This is a genomic window from Streptomyces sp. SudanB182_2057 (assembly GCF_964272715.1).
In the GTDB taxonomy this organism is placed as follows: Bacteria; Actinomycetota; Actinomycetes; order Streptomycetales; family Streptomycetaceae; genus Streptomyces; species Streptomyces rubradiris.
In genome coordinates, this window is sequence record NZ_OZ186798.1 from 6,718,428 (window position 1) to 6,735,693 (window position 17,266).

The following is a 17,266-nucleotide window of genomic DNA, read 5'->3' on the forward strand; positions in this document are numbered from 1 at the left end:
GCGTTCGTACAGGATGGGTTACGCGAAGGAGACAGGCAGATGTCCGGCCACTCTAAATGGGCCACGACGAAGCACAAGAAGGCCGTGATCGACGCCAAGCGCGGCAAGCTCTTCGCGAAGCTGATCAAGAACATCGAGGTCGCGGCGCGCATGGGCGGCGCGGACCCCGAGGGCAACCCGACGCTGTACGACGCCATCCAGAAGGCGAAGAAGTCGTCGGTCCCCAACAAGAACATCGACTCCGCGGTCAAGCGCGGCGCGGGCCTGGAGGCCGGCGGCGCCGACTACGAGACGATCATGTACGAGGGTTACGGCCCGAACGGTGTCGCGGTGCTCATCGAGTGCCTCACCGACAACCGCAACCGCGCCGCCTCCGAGGTCCGCGTCGCCATGACCCGCAACGGCGGCTCCATGGCCGACCCGGGCTCGGTGTCGTACCTGTTCAACCGCAAGGGCGTCGTCATCGTCCCCAAGGGCGAGCTGACCGAGGACGACGTCCTCGGTGCCGTCCTGGACGCCGGTGCCGAGGAGGTCAACGACCTCGGTGAGACCTTCGAGGTCCTCAGCGAGGCCACCGACCTGGTCGCCGTGCGCACCGCCCTGCAGGACGCCGGCATCGACTACGACTCCGCCGAGGCCAACTTCGTCCCGACCATGCAGGTCGAGCTGGACGAGGACGGCGCCAAGAAGATCTTCAAGCTCATCGACGCGCTGGAGGACAGCGACGACGTGCAGAACGTCTTCGCCAACTTCGACGTGAGCGACGAGATCATGGAGAAGGTCGACGCGTAACGCGTACGGCTGACGACCGGGCCGACGGGACATCCCCCGTCGGCCCGTCGCGTTGTACGGCGTTGTCAGTGGCACCCGATAGCCTGCACAAACATGCGATCGGGTGACCGAAGGGAGCGGTGCGCGTGCGTGTTCTGGGGGTGGACCCCGGCCTGACCCGGTGCGGGATCGGCGTGGTCGAGGGCGTCGCGGGCCGCCCGCTGACGATGCTCGGCGTCGGGGTCGTCCGCACCCCGGCCGACGCCGACCTCAGCCACCGGCTGCTCGCCGTCGAGCGGGGCATCGAGGAGTGGCTGGACGAGCACCGGCCCGAGTTCGTCGCCGTGGAACGCGTCTTCAGCCAGCACAACGTGCGGACGGTCATGGGCACCGCCCAGGCCAGCGCCGTGGCCATGCTGTGCGCCGCCCGGCGCGGCATCCCGGTCGCCCTGCACACCCCCAGCGAGGTCAAGGCCGCCGTCACCGGCTCCGGACGCGCCGACAAGGCCCAGGTGGGCGCCATGGTCACCCGCCTGCTGCGGCTGGCCGCGCCGCCCAAGCCCGCCGACGCCGCCGACGCCCTCGCGCTCGCCATCTGCCACATCTGGCGGGCCCCCGCCCAGAACCGGCTCCAGCAGGCAGTGGCCCGGCACACGGTCCACGCAACGAAAGGCCCCACGGCATGATCGCCTTCGTCAGCGGCACGGTCGCCGCGCTCGCCCCGGACGCCGCCGTCGTCGAGGTCGGGGGCGTCGGCATGGCCGTCCAGTGCACGCCGAACACCCTGTCGGCGCTGCGCGTCGGCCGGCCCGCCCGGCTGCACACCTCCCTCGTCGTCCGCGAGGACTCGCTCACCCTGTACGGCTTCGCGGACGACGACGAACGCCAGGTCTTCGAGCTGCTCCAGACCGCGAGCGGCGTCGGCCCGCGCCTCGCCCAGGCCATGCTGGCCGTGCACTCCCCGGACGCGCTGCGCCGCGCGGTCGCCACCGGTGACGAGAAGGCGCTCACCGCCGTCCCCGGCATCGGCAAGAAGGGCGCCCAGAAGCTGCTGCTTGAGCTGAAGGACCGGCTCGGCGCGCCCGTCGGCGCCCCGGCCGTCGGCGCGCCCGTGAGCCAGGGGTGGCGCGACCAGCTGCACGCGGCCCTGATCGGTCTCGGCTACGCCACCCGCGAGGCCGACGAGGCGGTGGCCGCCGTGGCGCCCCAGGCCGAGGCGGCGGCCGGCACCCCGCAGGTGGGCCCGCTGCTGAAGGCCGCCCTGCAGACCCTGAACCGCGCCCGCTGACCTGCGCCACCCGCTAGGAGAACTTCGTGAACTGGGACGACACCACCCCCACCCCCGCCGAGGAGCGGCTCGTCGGTGCGTCCGCCGACCGGGAGGACCAGGCCGTCGAGGCCGCCCTGCGCCCCAAGGACCTCGGCGAGTTCATCGGCCAGGAGAAGGTCCGCGAACAGCTCGACCTGGTGCTGCGCGCCGCCCGCGCGCGGGGCGCCACCGCCGACCACGTGCTGCTCTCCGGCGCGCCCGGCCTCGGCAAGACCACCCTGTCGATGATCATCGCGGCGGAGATGGGCGCCCCCATCCGCATCACCTCCGGCCCCGCCATCCAGCACGCCGGCGACCTCGCCTCGATCCTGTCCTCGCTCCAGGAGGGCGAGGTGCTCTTCCTCGACGAGATCCACCGCATGTCCCGGCCCGCCGAGGAGATGCTGTACATGGCGATGGAGGACTTCCGCGTCGACGTCATCGTGGGCAAGGGCCCCGGCGCCACCGCGATCCCGCTGGAGCTGCCGCCGTTCACCCTGGTCGGCGCCACCACGCGGGCGGGCCTGCTGCCGCCGCCGCTGCGCGATCGCTTCGGCTTCACCGCGCACATGGAGTTCTACTCCCCGCACGAGCTGGAGCGCGTGGTGCACCGCTCGGCGGCCCTGCTGGACGTCGGGATCGAGCCGGACGGCGCCGCCGAGATCGCCGGCCGTTCCCGGGGCACGCCCCGCATCGCCAACCGCCTGCTGCGCCGCGTCCGCGACTACGCGCAGGTCAAGGCCGACGGCATGATCACCCGGGAGATCGCCGCCGCCGCGCTCGCCGTCTACGAGGTCGACGAGCGCGGCCTGGACCGGCTGGACCGCGCGGTCCTGGAGGCCCTGCTGAAGCTGTTCGGCGGCGGTCCGGTGGGCCTGTCCACCCTGGCCGTCGCGGTGGGGGAGGAGCGGGAGACCGTGGAGGAGGTCGCCGAGCCGTTCCTGGTCCGCGAGGGACTGCTCGCCCGCACCCCGCGCGGCCGGGTCGCCACCCCCGCCGCCTGGGCGCACCTGGGCCTGACCCCGCCGCACGCACCGGCGGCGGGAAACGGACAACAGGACTTGTTCGGGGCGTGAGGGCGGCCGAGCGGCGAGGGCGATGGCCCGGCCGGAACCCAGGTGCCATGCTGAGCGTTGTTCCATGAGAGCGGACTCGCTTAGACTCCGCCGATGCCGCCCTTGCGGGCGGCGCCGACCACACCCCCATCCAACAGGCCGCTCACCCGCGCGGTCGCGCGAAGGAAATTCCGTCCCGTGAATGCCTATACCCTTCTCCCGTTCATCGTGCTCATCGCGGCCATGTTCCTGATGACGCGTTCGGCCAAGAAGAAGCAGCAGCAGGCCGCCGACATGCGGAACCAGATGCAGCCCGGATCCGGAGTCCGCACGATCGGGGGGATGTACGCGACGGTCAAGGAGGTCAACGAGGACACGGTCCTCCTCGACGCCGGGCCGGGCGTCGACCTCCTCTTCGCCAAGAACGCCATCGGCGCCGTCCTCTCCGACGACGAGTACAACCGCATCGTCCACGGCATCGAGCACGACCTGAAGTCCGACACCGGCATCGTCCCGGACGACGCCTCCTCCCTCACCGAGACCGACGAGACCGACGGATCCGCCGACGCTGCCGCCGCCTCGGACGACAAGATCGACCTCGGTAAGAAGGACACCGCCGAGGCCGGTGCGGACGACCAGCCGAAGAAGACCGACGGCGACTCCGACGCGAAGTAGGCACTCCCCTGGATACGCGGCGACGCCATGACGGGCGCCCCGCGTGTCCCGGGCGCGTCCGTTCCCGCACGGGAGTCCGACACCATGTCATGGCCGACCGCGCCGACCGGGCGCGGGGCGGCCCGAGAGGGAGTACGAGAAGGTGGCAGCACCTAAGAGGGGCCGAAGCGCGAGCGCCCCGAGCAAGCCAGGGCGCTCGCTGGCCCTCATCCTGATCGCCATCGTGGCGCTCGCCGGAGGGATGTTCGCCTCCGGGCACACCACTCCGCGTCTCGGCATCGACCTCGCCGGTGGTACGAGCATCACGCTCAAGGCGAAGGCCGACCAGGGGTCCGCGATCAACAAGGCCAACATGGACACCGCGGTCGACATCATGAACCGCCGGGTCAACGGCCTGGGTGTCTCCGAGGCGGAGGTGCAGACCCAGGGGAACGACAACATCATCGTCAACATCCCCAAGGGCACCAACTCCGAGGAGGCCCAGGAGCAGGTAGGCACCACCGCCAAGCTGTACTTCCGGCCGGTCCTGGCGAGCGAGCCCAGCGGCCCCGCCACGAAGAGCCCGTCGCCGAGCGCGTCCTCCAAGGACGGCTCCTCGCCGAAGCCGGGCAGCAGCCCGTCGGCGTCCGCCTCGGCCGGCGAGAAGGCGTCCGGCTCCGGCAAGGAGACGGCGTCCGGTTCCGCGTCTCCCTCCGCCTCGGCCACGTCCCAGGGCCGCGCGGTCACCGACGCCCTGAAGGCCGACGCCACCCCCTCGCCGAGCGGCTCCGCCTCCGGCAGCGCCAAGCCCTCCACCACGCCCTCGGCCCCGGCCGGCGACGGCTCCGGCGCGGACGCCAAGCTCCAGGCGCAGTACGCGGCCCTGGACTGCACCAAGCCCACCGACCGGGCGAAGGCCGGCAAGAACGCCAAGCCGGGCCAGCCCACCGTGGCCTGCGGCCAGATCGACGACGCCTGGTACAAGTACCTGCTCGGCCCGGCCGCCGTGGACGGCACCGAGGTGAAGAAGGCGCAGGCCGTCTTCGACACCCAGGGCGCCGCCGGCTGGCAGGTCCAGATGAACTTCACCTCCAAGGGTGCCAAGAAGTTCGCCGACATCACCGGCGAGCTGGCCGGCAAGCCGCAGCCGCAGAACGAGTTCGGCATCGTGCTGGACGGCGAGGTCGTCTCCAGCCCGTATGTGCAGCAGTCCATCACCGGCGGCCAGGCGGAGATCTCCGGCAGCTTCCAGCAGGACGAGGCGCAGGGCCTCGCCAACATGCTGTCGTACGGCGCCCTGCCGCTGTCCTTCCAGGAGCAGTCCGTCACCACCGTCACCGCCGCGCTCGGCGGCGAGCAGCTGCACGCAGGTCTGCTCGCGGGCGCGATCGGCCTGGCGCTGGTCGTGATCTACCTGGTGGTCTACTACCGCGGCCTGTCGCTCGTGGCCATGGCCTCGCTGCTGGTCTCCGCGATCCTCACCTACGTGATCATGTCGCTGCTCGGCCCGGCCATCGGCTTCGCGCTGAACCTGCCGGCCGTGTGCGGTGCCATCGTCGCCATCGGTATCACCGCGGACTCGTTCATCGTGTACTTCGAGCGCATAAGGGACGAGATCCGTGAGGGCCGCACGCTGCGCCCCGCGGTGGAGCGGGCCTGGCCGCGCGCCCGGCGCACCATCCTGGTCTCCGACTTCGTGTCGTTCCTGGCCGCCGCCGTGCTGTTCGTCGTCACCGTCGGCAAGGTGCAGGGCTTCGCCTTCACGCTGGGCCTGACCACCCTGCTCGACGTGGTCGTCGTCTTCCTCTTCACCAAGCCGCTGATGACGCTGCTCGCCCGCCGCAAGTTCTTCGCGGACGGCCACAAGTGGTCCGGTCTCGACCCCAGGAGCCTGGGCGCCAAGCCCCCGCTGCGCCGTACCCGCCGTCCCGCCGGACCCGCCGCCGGCCCCGTCGACCCGAAGGAGGCGTGAGCCATGTCGAAACTCGGCACCATCGGCGCCCGGCTGCACCGCGGCGAGATCGCGTACGACTTCATCGGCAAGCGGAAGCTCTGGTACGGCATCTCGATCCTGATCACCATCACGGCCATCGTCGGCCTGGCGGTGCGCGGCCTGAACATGGGCATCGAGTTCGAGGGCGGCGCGGTCTTCACGACGCCCACGAAGATGAGCACCTCGGTGGCCCAGGCGGAGGACTACGCCAACAAGGCCTCCGGCCACCAGGCCATCGTGCAGAAGCTGGGCAACGGCAGCCTGCGCATCCAGATCGCCGGCATCGACACCGGTCAGTCGGACCGGATCAAGCAGGAGCTGGCCAAGGACCTGAAGCTCGACCCCGAGAAGCTGGCCGCCGACCTGGTCGGCCCGAGCTGGGGCGAGCAGATCGCCAACAAGGCATGGCAGGGCCTGGCGATCTTCATGGTCCTCGTGGTGATCTACCTGGCGATCGCCTTCGAGTGGCGCATGGCCGTGGCCGCGCTGATCGCGCTGATCCACGACATCACCATCACGACCGGCATCTACGCCCTGGTCGGCTTCGAGGTCACGCCCGGCACGGTCATCGGTCTGCTGACCATCCTCGGTTACTCGCTCTACGACACGGTCGTCGTCTTCGACAGCCTCAAGGAGCAGACGAAGGACCTCACCAAGCAGACCCGGTTCACCTACAGCGAGATCGCCAACCGGTCGATCAACGGCACCCTGGTCCGCTCCATCAACACCACGGTCGTCGCGCTGCTGCCGGTCGCCGGTCTGCTCTTCATCGGCGGCGGCTTCCTCGGCGCGGGCACGCTCAACGACATCTCGCTGTCGCTGTTCGTGGGCCTCGCGGCCGGTGCCTACTCCTCGATCTTCATCGCCACCCCGCTCGTCGCCGACCTCAAGGAACGCGACCCGGCGATGAAGAACCTCACCAAGCGGGTCCTGGCCAAGCGCGCCCAGGCCGCCGCGGAGGAGGACCTCGCCGAGGTCCGCGCCACCGCCGGTGACGACGGCGACGACGGCGCCCCCGCCGTAGTGGGCCCGCGCAACCAGCCCGCACGCGGCCGAGGCCGCGGCCGTACCTCCGGAAAGCGCCGATGACCGACATCCAGGAACTGCTGCTGAGCCGCATCCGCGATGTGGCCGACTACCCGGAGCCGGGCGTGGTGTTCAAGGACATCACCCCGCTCCTGGCCGACCCGGCGGCCTTCACCGCGCTCACCGACGCGCTGGCGCAGATCGCCGCCGACACCGGCGCGACCAAGGTCGTCGGCCTGGAGGCCCGGGGCTTCATCCTCGGCGCCCCGGTCGCCGTCCGCGCCGGCCTGGGCTTCATCCCGGTCCGCAAGGCGGGCAAGCTGCCCGGGGCCACCCTGCGCCAGGCCTACGACCTGGAGTACGGCTCGGCGGAGATCGAGGTGCACGCCGAGGACCTGTCCGCCGGCGACCGCGTGCTGATCGTCGACGACGTCCTGGCCACCGGCGGTACGGCCGAGGCGGCGATCCAGCTGATCCAGCGCGCCGGAGCCGAGGTGTCCGGCCTCGCCGTGCTCATGGAACTGGGCTTCCTGAACGGCCGCACCCGGCTGGAGACCGCGCTGCACGGGGCTCCGCTCCAGGCGCTGCTCCAGGTCTGACGACGCCGCTGTGCGACGGCCGCCCCGGCACCCACATGCCGGGGCGGCCGTGTCGTTCCCGCCGGGCCCGCAGCCGGTGCTCAGCGGCCCCCGGCCCGGCGTTTTCGCAGGTCCGCACGGGTTCGTCCGTCCGCCGCGGAGGTCAGCGCGGGCGCTTCGCGGCCGGTTGTCCGGAATCCCGTGACAGCCTCCCGCGTTGCGGGGGTAGACGGTCCTCACAGCCGCCTGAAGGCGATGACGGGGCGCAGGATCGCTACCATGGGGACTCCGGAGCCTGACCGGGGGACCCGGATCGCGCACGAGGAGTCCTCTTGCCAGACGAGGCCCAGCCACTGACCGCCGCCAAGCCCGAGCCCGCCTCGGCCGCCGCGGCGAAACCCGCGCCGAGCGCTTCCCAGGTGAAGAACGACACCCGCGGAGCGGTCGAGCACGCCCACTCCGCGCCCGTGGAGAAGAGCGCGGAGTCGGCGCGTCCCAAGCAGGCCCCGGCCGAGCGCCCGGCACAGCCCCCGGTGGTCCGCCAGCCGGCCGCGCAGCCCACCCGCACCGCCTCCTCCAACCGGGTCCGGGCCCGCCTCGCCCGCCTCGGCGTCCAGCGCGCGAACCCCTACAACCCGGTCCTGGAGCCGCTGCTGCGGATAGTGCGCAGCAACGACCCCAAGATCGAGAACTCCACGCTGCGCCAGATCGAGCGCGCCTACCAGGTCGCCGAACGCTGGCACCGCGGCCAGAAACGCAAGAGCGGCGACCCGTACATCACGCACCCGCTCGCCGTCACCACCATCCTCGCCGAGCTGGGCATGGACCCGGCCACCCTGATGGCGGGGCTGCTGCACGACACCGTCGAGGACACCGAGTACGGCCTCGAGGACCTGCGCCGCGACTTCGGCGACGTCGTCGCCCTGCTCGTCGACGGCGTGACCAAGCTGGACAAGGTCAAGTTCGGCGAGGCCGCGCAGGCCGAGACCGTGCGCAAGATGGTCGTGGCCATGGCCAAGGACCCGCGGGTCCTGGTCATCAAGCTCGCCGACCGGCTGCACAACATGCGCACCATGCGCTACCTCAAGCGCGAGAAGCAGGAGAAGAAGGCGCGCGAGACGCTGGAGATCTACGCTCCGCTCGCCCACCGCCTCGGCATGAACACCATCAAGTGGGAGCTGGAGGACCTCGCGTTCGCGATCCTCTACCCCAAGATGTACGACGAGATCGTACGGCTGGTGGCCGAGCGGGCGCCCAAGCGCGACGAGTACCTGGCCATAGTGACCGACGAGGTCCAGTCCGACCTGCGCGCCGCCCGGATCAAGGCCACCGTCACCGGCCGCCCCAAGCACTACTACAGCGTCTACCAGAAGATGATCGTGCGGGGCCGCGACTTCGCCGAGATCTACGACCTGGTGGGCATCCGCGTCCTCGTCGACACGGTCCGCGACTGCTACGCCGCCCTCGGCACGGTGCACGCGCGATGGAACCCGGTCCCCGGCCGGTTCAAGGACTACATCGCGATGCCCAAGTTCAACATGTACCAGTCGCTGCACACGACGGTCATCGGCCCCAACGGCAAGCCGGTCGAACTCCAGATCCGCACGTTCGACATGCACCGCCGCGCCGAGTACGGCATCGCCGCGCACTGGAAGTACAAGCAGGAGGCCGTCGCCGGAGCCTCCAAGATCCGCACCGACGCGCCCAAGACGTCCGCGAAGGACAAGGACGCCATCAACGACATGGCGTGGCTGCGGCAGCTGCTGGACTGGCAGAAGGAGACCGAGGACCCGGGCGAGTTCCTGGAGTCCCTGCGCTTCGACCTGTCCCGCAACGAGGTCTTCGTCTTCACGCCCAAGGGCGACGTCATCGCCCTGCCGGCCGGCGCCACCCCGGTGGACTTCGCGTACGCCGTGCACACCGAGGTCGGCCACCGCACCATAGGGGCGCGGGTCAACGGGCGGCTGGTCCCGCTGGAGTCCACCCTGGACAACGGCGACCTGGTCGAGGTGTTCACCTCCAAGGCGCCCGGCGCCGGCCCGTCCCGGGACTGGCTCGGCTTCGTCAAGTCGCCGCGGGCACGCAACAAGATCCGCGCCTGGTTCTCCAAGGAGCGCCGGGACGAGGCGATCGAGCAGGGCAAGGACGCCATCGTGCGGGCCATGCGCAAGCAGAACCTGCCGATCCAGCGGATCCTCACCGGCGACTCGCTGGTGACGCTCGCGCACGAGATGCGCTACTCGGACATCTCCGCGCTGTACGCGGCGATCGGCGAGGGCCATGTCTCCGCGCAGAACATCGTGCAGAAGCTCGTCCAGGCGCTCGGCGGCGAGGAGGCGGCCACCGAGGAGATCGACGAGTCGGTCCCGCCGTCCCGGGGCCGCGGGCGCAAGCGGCGCTCCACCGCCGACCCGGGCGTGGTCGTCAAGGGCGTCGACGACGTGTGGGTCAAGCTGGCCCGCTGCTGTACGCCGGTCCCTGGGGACCCCATCATCGGCTTCGTCACCCGCGGCAGCGGCGTATCGGTTCACCGCAGCGACTGCGTCAACGTCGACTCGCTGTCCCGGGAGCCGGAGCGCATCCTCGACGTCGAGTGGGCGCCGACCCAGTCCTCGGTCTTCCTGGTCGCCATCCAGGTGGAGGCGCTGGACCGGTCGCGGCTGCTGTCGGACGTCACCCGGGTGCTGTCGGACCAGCACGTCAACATCCTGTCGGCGGCCGTGCAGACCTCCCGGGATCGGGTGGCCACCTCCCGGTTCACCTTCGAGATGGGCGACCCCAAGCACCTCGGCCACGTGCTGAAGGCGGTCCGGGGCGTGGAGGGCGTGTACGACGTGTACCGCGTGACGTCGGGACGCAGCCGCTCGTAGCGACGGCCCGCGCGGCCGCCCGGCCACCGGGCGCGGCCCCACCGGCACAGAGAGGAAGGGCCCCGTACGCGCGTACGGGGCCCTTTCAGTGATGCGGTGAGGGATTCAGCCGCCGAACTCCTGCAGGCCCTTCAGAGCCTGGTCCAGGAGCGCCTGACGGCCGTCGAGCTCCTTCTGGAGCTTGTCGGCCTTGGCGTTGTTGCCCTGGGCGCGCGCCTGGTCGATCTGCGACCGCAGCTTGTCCACGGCGGCCTGGAGCTGACCGGTCAGACCCTCGGCACGCGCGCGTGCCTCCGGGTTCGTCCGGCGCCACTCGGCCTCCTCGGCCTCCTGGATCGCCCGCTCCACGGCGTGCATCCGGCCCTCGACCTTCGGCCGGGCGTCCCGCGGGACGTGACCGATGGCCTCCCAGCGCTCGTTGATCGAGCGGAAGGCGGCCCGCGCGGCCTTCAGGTCGGTGACCGGCAGGAGCTTCTCGGCCTCCTCGGCCAGCTCCTCCTTCAGCTTCAGGTTCTCCGACTGCTCGGCGTCGCGCTCGGCGAACACCGAGCTGCGGGCGGCGAAGAACACGTCCTGGGCGCCGCGGAAGCGGTTCCACAGGTCGTCCTCGTGCTCGCGCTGCGCGCGGCCCGCGGCCTTCCACTCCGCCATCAGCTCGCGGTACCGGGCGGCCGTCGGACCCCAGTCCGTCGACCCGGACAGCGCCTCCGCCTCGGCGACCAGCCGCTCCTTGACCCGCCGGGCCTCCTCGCGCTGCGCGTCCAGCTGCGCGAAGTGCGCCTTGCGGCGCTTGGAGAACGCCGACCGGGCGTGCGAGAAGCGGTGCCACAGCTCGTCGTCGGACTTGCGGTCCAGCCGCGGCAGCCCCTTCCAGGTGTCCACCAGCGCCCGCAGCCGCTCACCGGCGGCCCGCCACTGGTCGGACTGCGCCAGCCGCTCGGCCTCGGCGACCAGGTCCTCCTTGGCCTTGCGGGCCTCGTCGGACTGCCGGGCCCGCTGCGCCTTGCGTTCCTCGCGGCGCGCCTCGACGGTCGCGACCAGCTTGTCCAGCCGCTTGCGCAGCGCGTCCAGATCACCGACCGCGTGGTGCGCGTCCACCTGCTCGCGCAGGTGGCCGATGGCGGCCTGGGCGTCCTTCGCCGACAGGTCGGTGGTCCGCACACGCTTCTCGAGGAGGCCGATCTCGACAACCAGGCCCTCGTACTTGCGCTCGAAGTAGGCCAGCGCCTCCTCGGGGGAGCCTGCCTGCCAGGAACCGACGACCTTCTCGCCGTCGGCCGTACGCACGTACACGGTCCCCGTCTCGTCGACGCGGCCCCACGGGTCGCTGCTCACAGCGCCTCCTCCACATGATGCCTGCGGGGGCCGCAGCACCCCGGGCATCGTCCACAGTTTCGTCACGGCCAACATAGGCGACCAGCGGGTGGCCTGTCCGCATCCAGCGCGACCGAAATTCCGCCGCCCGCCCCGTTGACCTTCGGGTCCAGGTGCCGGACGGGGCCGGCGGGGGTCCGGAAGCGGGGGTCAGGACTTGACGACCGCGGCCTTGTCGATCACGACCGTCGCGTTCGGCGCGCCGTCGCCGGCGCCCGTGTTCTCACCGGCCGCCGCGATCTTCTCCAGCACCTTCATGCCCGCCGCGTCGACCGTGCCGAACGGCGTGTAGCTGGGCGGCAGCTGGCTGTCCTTGTAGACGAGGAAGAACTGGCTGCCGCCGGAGTGCGGCTGCCCGGTGTTGGCCATCGCCACCGTGCCCGCCGGGTAGGTGTTGTTCTTCAGGCTCTTGTCCTTGAGGTTCTCGTCCGGGAGCGTGTAACCGGGACCACCCGAGCCGGTGCCCTGCGGGTCACCGCACTGCAGGACGTAGATGCCCTGGGTGGTCAGCCGGTGGCACTTGGTGTGGTCGAAGTAGCCCTCGCCGGCGAGGAAGCCGAACGAGTTCACCGTGTGCGGCGCCGCCGACGTCTTCAGCGCGACGCCGATGTCACCGCACGTCGTCGCGAGCTTCAGCGTGTACTTCGCCGACGTGTCGATCGTCATCGCCGGCTCCTTCTTCCAGCTCAGCTTCTTCACCGAGCCGGCCGCCGGCTTCTCGCAGGGGTCCGGCGCCTTGCTGGTCGGCGCCGCGCTCGGGGTGACCTCGCCGCTCGCCTCCGTCTTCTTCTTGCCGTCGTCCTTGAGCACACCGGTCGTGTACAGGGCGACACTGCCGATCACGACCACGCCCAGGACCGACGCGATCACGGAGTTGCGCAGGCGCGCCTTGCGCCGCGCCTGGGTGCGCCGCTGCTGCTGCCGCAAGAACTTCTCCCGGGCGAGCTGACGCCGCCGCTGCTCCTGGCTGACCACCGGGTTCTCTCCTCATGCGTGTCGTGTGTCGGGCGGCACGCGTGCGTCCTCGTGCTCCGACCGCTGCGTGTAGCCCCGTACCGTATATGGGTTCGCTGAGGAAACGGCAGCGCCGGTAGGCTCTGGGAGCAGCTGAAGCCGCCTGCGACCGACACAACGAAGGACGATCGTGCTCATTGCCGGGTTCCCCGCCGGGGCCTGGGGGACGAACTGTTATCTCGTCGCCCCCGCCGCCGGTGAGGAGTGCGTGATCATCGACCCCGGCCACCGGGCCGCCGAAGGCGTCGAGGAAACGCTGAGGAAGCACAGGCTCAAGCCCGTCGCCGTCGTCCTCACCCACGGCCACATCGACCACGTCGCCTCGGTCGTCCCCGTCTGCGGCGCGCACGAGGTACCGGCCTGGATCCACCCCGAGGACCGGTACATGATGAGCGACCCGGAGAAGGCGCTCGGCCGTTCCATCGGCATGCCGCTGCTGGGCGAGCTGACCGTGGGGGAGCCGGACGACGTCAGGGAGCTGACGGACGGCACGGCCCTGGAACTGGCCGGCCTCACGTTCTCCGTCGCGCACGCGCCGGGCCATACCAAGGGGTCGGTGACCTTCCGGATGCCCGAGAGCGCCGACGTCCCGTCGGTGTTCTTCTCCGGGGATCTGCTGTTCGCCGGCTCCATCGGACGCACCGACCTGCCGGGCGGATCCATGGAGGACATGCTCGAGTCGCTGGCCCGCGTGTGCCTGCCGCTCGACGACTCCACCGTGGTGCTGTCCGGCCACGGCCCCCAGACGACCATCGGCCAGGAGCGCGCCACCAACCCCTATCTGCGGCAGGTGGCCGCCGGCCCGGGAAGCGCGGACGCTCCCCGACGAGGAATGTGACGAGAGACCTACGTTGAGCACTTTTCAGGCCCCCAAGGGCACCTACGACCTGATCCCGCCGGACTCCGCCGCCTACCTGGCGGTCCGTGAGGCCATCGCCGCCCCGCTGCGCACCTCCGGCTACGGCTACATCGAGACCCCCGGCTTCGAGAACGTCGAACTGTTCGCGCGCGGTGTCGGCGAGTCCACCGACATCGTGACCAAGGAGATGTACGCCTTCGAGACCAAGGGCGGCGACAAGCTCGCCCTGCGCCCCGAGGGCACCGCGTCCGTGCTGCGGGCCGCCCTGGAGGCCAACCTGCACAAGACGGGCAACCTCCCGGTCAAGCTCTGGTACTCCGGCTCCTACTACCGCTACGAGCGCCCCCAGAAGGGCCGCTACCGCCACTTCTCCCAGGTGGGCGCGGAGGCGATCGGCGCGGAGGACCCGGCGTTGGACGCCGAGCTGATCATCCTGGCCGACCAGGCGTACCGCTCGCTGGGCCTCAGGAACTTCCGCATCCTGCTCAACAGCCTGGGCGACAAGGAGTGCCGTCCGGTGTACCGGGCCGCGCTCCAGGACTTCCTGCGCGGCCTGGACCTGGACGAGGACACCCGCCGGCGCATCGACATCAACCCGCTGCGGGTCCTGGACGACAAGCGCGAGTCGGTCCAGAAGCAGCTCGCCGGCGCCCCGCTGCTGCGCGACTACCTGTGCGACGCCTGCAAGGCGTACCACGAGGAGGTCCGCGAACTGATCACGGCCGCCGGCGTCTCCTTCGAGGACGACCCCAGGCTGGTGCGCGGCCTGGACTACTACACCCGCACCACCTTCGAGTTCGTCCACGACGGCCTGGGCTCGCAGTCCGCGGTCGGCGGCGGCGGCCGGTACGACGGCCTGTCGGAGATGATCGGCGGCCCCGCGCTGCCGTCCGTCGGCTGGGCCCTGGGCGTCGACCGCACGGTCCTCGCGCTCCAGGCCGAGGGCGTGGAGCTGGACCTGCCGACCTCGACGTCCGTGTACGCCGTCCCGCTCGGCGAGGAGGCCCGCCGGGTGCTGTTCACCAAGGTCACCGAGTTGCGCAAGGTGGGCATCGCGGCCGACTTCGCCTACGGCGGCAAGGGGCTGAAGGGCGCCATGAAGAACGCCAACCGCTCCGGCGCCCGCTACACGCTCGTCGCCGGCGAGCGCGACCTGGCCGAGGGCGTCGTCCAGCTCAAGGACATGGAGTCCGGCGAGCAGACCGCGATCGGCGTCAACGAGATCGTGGCGGAACTGGAGTCCCGGCTCGGCTAGCCGCACGCGCGCGTGGGCGCCGGACACTCCCCGAGCGGGGGTGTCCGGCGCCCTTGTCACAGGAGGGCCGGCCGCTGTCCGGAATCCGGCGGGGGCACCGGTCGTACGCAGATCCTTATGCGCAACGAACGGTGCGCACCCAGGTGCGTGCGGCACAATGACCCCTGCCCGAAGATGGTCCGACTCTCGAGTGACGGAATCGGCGTGATGAGCAAGACGACAGTGAACGACGTCTCCGCGGAGCCCGGTCCGGAGCGCGCCGCCGACGCCCCGCGCGCGGCCGGCGGCAGCCGTGCCCTCGCCATCCTGCTGGTGATCACCGGCGCGGCCGGACTGCTGGCCTCGTGGGTCATCACGATCGACAAGTTCAAGATCCTCGAAGCCAAGGTCGCGGGCACGACCTTCACCCCCGGGTGCAGCCTCAACCCGGTGGTCTCCTGCGGCAGCGTCATGGAGAGCAAGCAGGCCGCCGCCTTCGGCTTCCCCAACCCGATGCTCGGACTGGTCGCCTACGGCATCGTCATCTGCGTCGGCATGAGCCTGCTGGCCCGCGCCCGGTTCCCCCGCTGGTACTGGCTGACGTTCAACTTCGGCACCCTGTTCGGCGTGGGCTTCTGCACCTGGCTGCAGTTCCAGTCCCTGTACCGGATCAACGCGCTGTGCCTGTGGTGCTCGCTGGCCTGGGTCGCCACGATCACCATGTTCTGGTACGTCACCTCGTTCAACGTCCGCAACGCCTTCCTGCCGGCCCCGCGCTGGCTGCGGTCCTTCTTCGGCGAGTTCACCTGGGTCGTGCCGGTCGCGCACATCGGCATCATCGGCATGCTGGTGCTGACCCGCTGGTGGGAGTTCTGGACCGGCTGACGGCCCCGGCGGGATTGTCAGTGCGGTGTTCTAGGGTTTCAGCGTGGAACCCGACCTCTTCACCGCCGCAGCAGAAGAACGCCAGGAGAAGGACCCGGCGGGCAGCCCCCTGGCGGTGCGCATGCGCCCGCGCTCGCTCGACGAGGTCGTGGGCCAGCAGCATCTGCTGGCGCCCGGCTCACCCCTGCGCCGCCTGGTCGGCGAGGGCTCCGGCGGGCCCGCCGGACCGTCCTCGGTGATCCTCTGGGGCCCGCCCGGCACCGGCAAGACCACCCTGGCGTACGTGGTGTCCAAGGCGACCGACAAGCGGTTCGTGGAGCTGTCCGCGATCACCGCGGGCGTCAAGGAGGTCCGCGCGGTCATCGACGGCGCCCGCCGCGCCACCGGCGGCTACGGCAAGGAGACCGTCCTCTTCCTGGACGAGATCCACCGCTTCAGCAAGGCCCAGCAGGACTCCCTGCTGCCGGCCGTGGAGAACCGCTGGGTGACCCTGATCGCGGCCACCACGGAGAACCCCTACTTCTCGGTGATCTCCCCGCTGCTCTCCCGCTCCCTGCTGCTCACCCTCGAACCCCTCACCGACGACGACATCCGCGGCCTGCTGCGCCGCGCCCTCGCCGACGAACGCGGCCTGAAGAACGCCGTCACGCTCCCCGAGGAGACCGAGGAGCACCTGCTGCGGATCGCCGGCGGCGACGCCCGGCGCGCGCTGACCGCCCTGGAGGCCGCCGCCGGCGCCGCCCTGGACCAGGGCGAGGGCGAGATCGCCCTGGAGACCCTGGAGCGGACCGTCGACCGCGCCGCCGTGAAGTACGACCGCGACGGCGACCAGCACTACGACGTCGCCAGCGCCCTCATCAAGTCCATCCGCGGCTCCGACGTCGACGCGGCCCTGCACTACCTGGCCCGCATGATCGAGGCCGGCGAGGACCCCCGGTTCATCGCCCGCCGGCTGATGATCTCCGCCAGCGAGGACATCGGCCTCGCCGACCCCACCGCGCTGCCGATCGCGGTCGCCGCCGCCCAGGCCGTCGCCATGATCGGCTTCCCGGAGGCCGCCCTCACCCTCAGCCACGTCACCATCGCCCTGGCCCTCGCCCCCAAGTCCAACTCGGCGACCACCGCGATCGGCGCCGCCCTGGACGACGTACGCAAGGGCCTGTCCGGCCCGGTCCCCCCGCACCTGCGCGACGGGCACTACAAGGGCGCCGCCAAGCTCGGCCACGCCCAGGGGTACGTGTACCCGCACGACCTGCCCGAGGGCATCGCCGAGCAGCAGTACGCCCCGGACGCCCTGAAGGACCGCGAGTACTACACCCCGGGCCGGCACGGCGCCGAGGCCAGGTACGCGGACGCCGTCGAGTGGACCCGCAGGCACCTCGGTCGCAAGCGGTCCTGAGCAGCCTGTAGACTGCTGCGAAGTGCCGAGTTCCGTGCTGTCAGAGCGGGACACCCGGCCGGAGACCCGGTTCCCCGCGGACCGGCTCCAGGAGCGTCGCGCACCGTCGAACGGTGTCGCGGGCAGCCCACCACCCCCCGTGAGATCCCGGGACGGTCGGTGGGCCACTCGCGTGCTGCACGTATGTGCCCAGACCAGGGAAGCGGCTGCCCGGCAGGTCCCGCGCGGACCCGACGGGTTTTCCC

General features: G+C 71.1%; 15 protein-coding genes. 13 read left to right on the plus strand and 2 right to left on the minus strand.

The genetic code is table 11. The features are described 5' to 3' along the window. Positions 1-39: 39 nt before the first annotated feature. From ACSURM_RS29880 to relA, 9 genes are all read left to right on the plus strand, one after another. A complete protein-coding gene (locus ACSURM_RS29880) occupies positions 40-792 on the plus strand; it encodes a YebC/PmpR family DNA-binding transcriptional regulator (RefSeq protein WP_436958885.1) in 753 nt (250 codons plus the stop codon). Between the two features lie 125 nt (positions 793-917). Beyond that, positions 918-1,457 carry a crossover junction endodeoxyribonuclease RuvC gene (gene ruvC, locus ACSURM_RS29885; RefSeq protein WP_436958886.1) on the plus strand — a complete coding sequence of 180 codons (540 nt, stop codon included), beginning with the start codon at positions 918-920 and terminating at the stop codon, positions 1,455-1,457. After that, a complete protein-coding gene (ruvA, locus tag ACSURM_RS29890; RefSeq protein WP_436958887.1) occupies positions 1,454-2,059 on the plus strand; it encodes a Holliday junction branch migration protein RuvA in 606 nt (201 codons plus the stop codon). The genes ruvC and ruvA overlap by 4 nt, the downstream gene beginning before the upstream one ends. A 26-nt stretch (positions 2,060-2,085) precedes the next feature. Beyond that, positions 2,086-3,156 (plus strand): Holliday junction branch migration DNA helicase RuvB, encoded by a 1,071-nt coding sequence (gene ruvB / locus ACSURM_RS29895; RefSeq protein ID WP_359044763.1) that lies wholly within the window; start codon positions 2,086-2,088, stop codon positions 3,154-3,156. Positions 3,157-3,333: 177 nt separating this feature from the next. After that, positions 3,334-3,810 (plus strand): preprotein translocase subunit YajC, encoded by a 477-nt coding sequence (yajC, locus tag ACSURM_RS29900; RefSeq protein WP_359044761.1) that lies wholly within the window; start codon positions 3,334-3,336, stop codon positions 3,808-3,810. 142 nt (positions 3,811-3,952) lie between these two features. Beyond that, complete coding sequence (gene secD, locus ACSURM_RS29905; protein ID WP_436958888.1) at positions 3,953-5,761, plus strand: protein translocase subunit SecD; 1,809 nt, start codon at positions 3,953-3,955, stop codon at positions 5,759-5,761. A 3-nt stretch (positions 5,762-5,764) separates the two neighbouring features. Further along, the gene (gene secF, locus ACSURM_RS29910; protein WP_436958889.1) at positions 5,765-6,871 is read left to right on the plus strand and encodes a protein translocase subunit SecF; all 1,107 of its coding nucleotides are present in this window, start codon (positions 5,765-5,767) and stop codon (positions 6,869-6,871) included. After that, positions 6,868-7,407 carry an adenine phosphoribosyltransferase gene (locus ACSURM_RS29915; RefSeq protein WP_436958890.1) on the plus strand — a complete coding sequence of 180 codons (540 nt, stop codon included), beginning with the start codon at positions 6,868-6,870 and terminating at the stop codon, positions 7,405-7,407. The genes secF and ACSURM_RS29915 overlap by 4 nt, the downstream gene beginning before the upstream one ends. A gap of 311 nt (positions 7,408-7,718) precedes the next feature. Beyond that, positions 7,719-10,256, plus strand: a complete 2,538-nt coding sequence (gene relA, locus ACSURM_RS29920; protein WP_436958891.1) for a GTP pyrophosphokinase — start codon at positions 7,719-7,721, stop codon at positions 10,254-10,256. Between the two features lie 105 nt (positions 10,257-10,361). Here relA and ACSURM_RS29925 read toward each other — a convergent pair whose 3' ends face one another. Next, entirely contained in the window at positions 10,362-11,591 is a 1,230-nt protein-coding gene (locus ACSURM_RS29925; protein ID WP_436958892.1) for a DUF349 domain-containing protein, read from the minus strand. A 189-nt stretch (positions 11,592-11,780) separates the two neighbouring features. Further along, positions 11,781-12,605, minus strand: a complete 825-nt coding sequence (locus ACSURM_RS29930) for a peptidylprolyl isomerase (protein ID WP_436958893.1) — start codon at positions 12,603-12,605, stop codon at positions 11,781-11,783. A gap of 169 nt (positions 12,606-12,774) precedes the next feature. Here ACSURM_RS29930 and ACSURM_RS29935 point away from each other — a divergent pair, with 169 nt between their 5' ends. From ACSURM_RS29935 to ACSURM_RS29950, 4 genes are all read left to right on the plus strand, one after another. Then, positions 12,775-13,482 carry an MBL fold metallo-hydrolase gene (locus tag ACSURM_RS29935; protein ID WP_436958894.1) on the plus strand — a complete coding sequence of 236 codons (708 nt, stop codon included), beginning with the start codon at positions 12,775-12,777 and terminating at the stop codon, positions 13,480-13,482. 13 nt (positions 13,483-13,495) lie between these two features. After that, positions 13,496-14,758 carry a histidine--tRNA ligase gene (gene hisS / locus ACSURM_RS29940; protein ID WP_436958895.1) on the plus strand — a complete coding sequence of 421 codons (1,263 nt, stop codon included), beginning with the start codon at positions 13,496-13,498 and terminating at the stop codon, positions 14,756-14,758. Between the two features lie 207 nt (positions 14,759-14,965). Next, positions 14,966-15,622, plus strand: coding sequence for a vitamin K epoxide reductase family protein (locus ACSURM_RS29945; RefSeq protein ID WP_359044743.1), 657 nt, complete (start codon positions 14,966-14,968; stop codon positions 15,620-15,622). A 43-nt stretch (positions 15,623-15,665) separates the two neighbouring features. Continuing rightward, complete coding sequence (locus ACSURM_RS29950) at positions 15,666-17,021, plus strand: replication-associated recombination protein A (protein WP_436958896.1); 1,356 nt, start codon at positions 15,666-15,668, stop codon at positions 17,019-17,021. Positions 17,022-17,266 lie beyond the last annotated feature (245 nt).

Excerpts from the sequence above, each read along its gene's own strand:
- ACSURM_RS29880 (WP_436958885.1), top strand. The coding sequence starts at position 40 with ATGTCCGGCCACTCTAAATGGGCCACGACGAAGCACAAGAAGGCCGTG.
- ruvA (WP_436958887.1), top strand. The coding sequence starts at position 1,454 with ATGATCGCCTTCGTCAGCGGCACGGTCGCCGCGCTCGCCCCGGACGCC.
- secF (WP_436958889.1), top strand. The coding sequence starts at position 5,765 with ATGTCGAAACTCGGCACCATCGGCGCCCGGCTGCACCGCGGCGAGATC.
- ACSURM_RS29915 (WP_436958890.1), top strand. The coding sequence starts at position 6,868 with ATGACCGACATCCAGGAACTGCTGCTGAGCCGCATCCGCGATGTGGCC.
- ACSURM_RS29945 (WP_359044743.1), top strand. The coding sequence starts at position 14,966 with ATGAGCAAGACGACAGTGAACGACGTCTCCGCGGAGCCCGGTCCGGAG.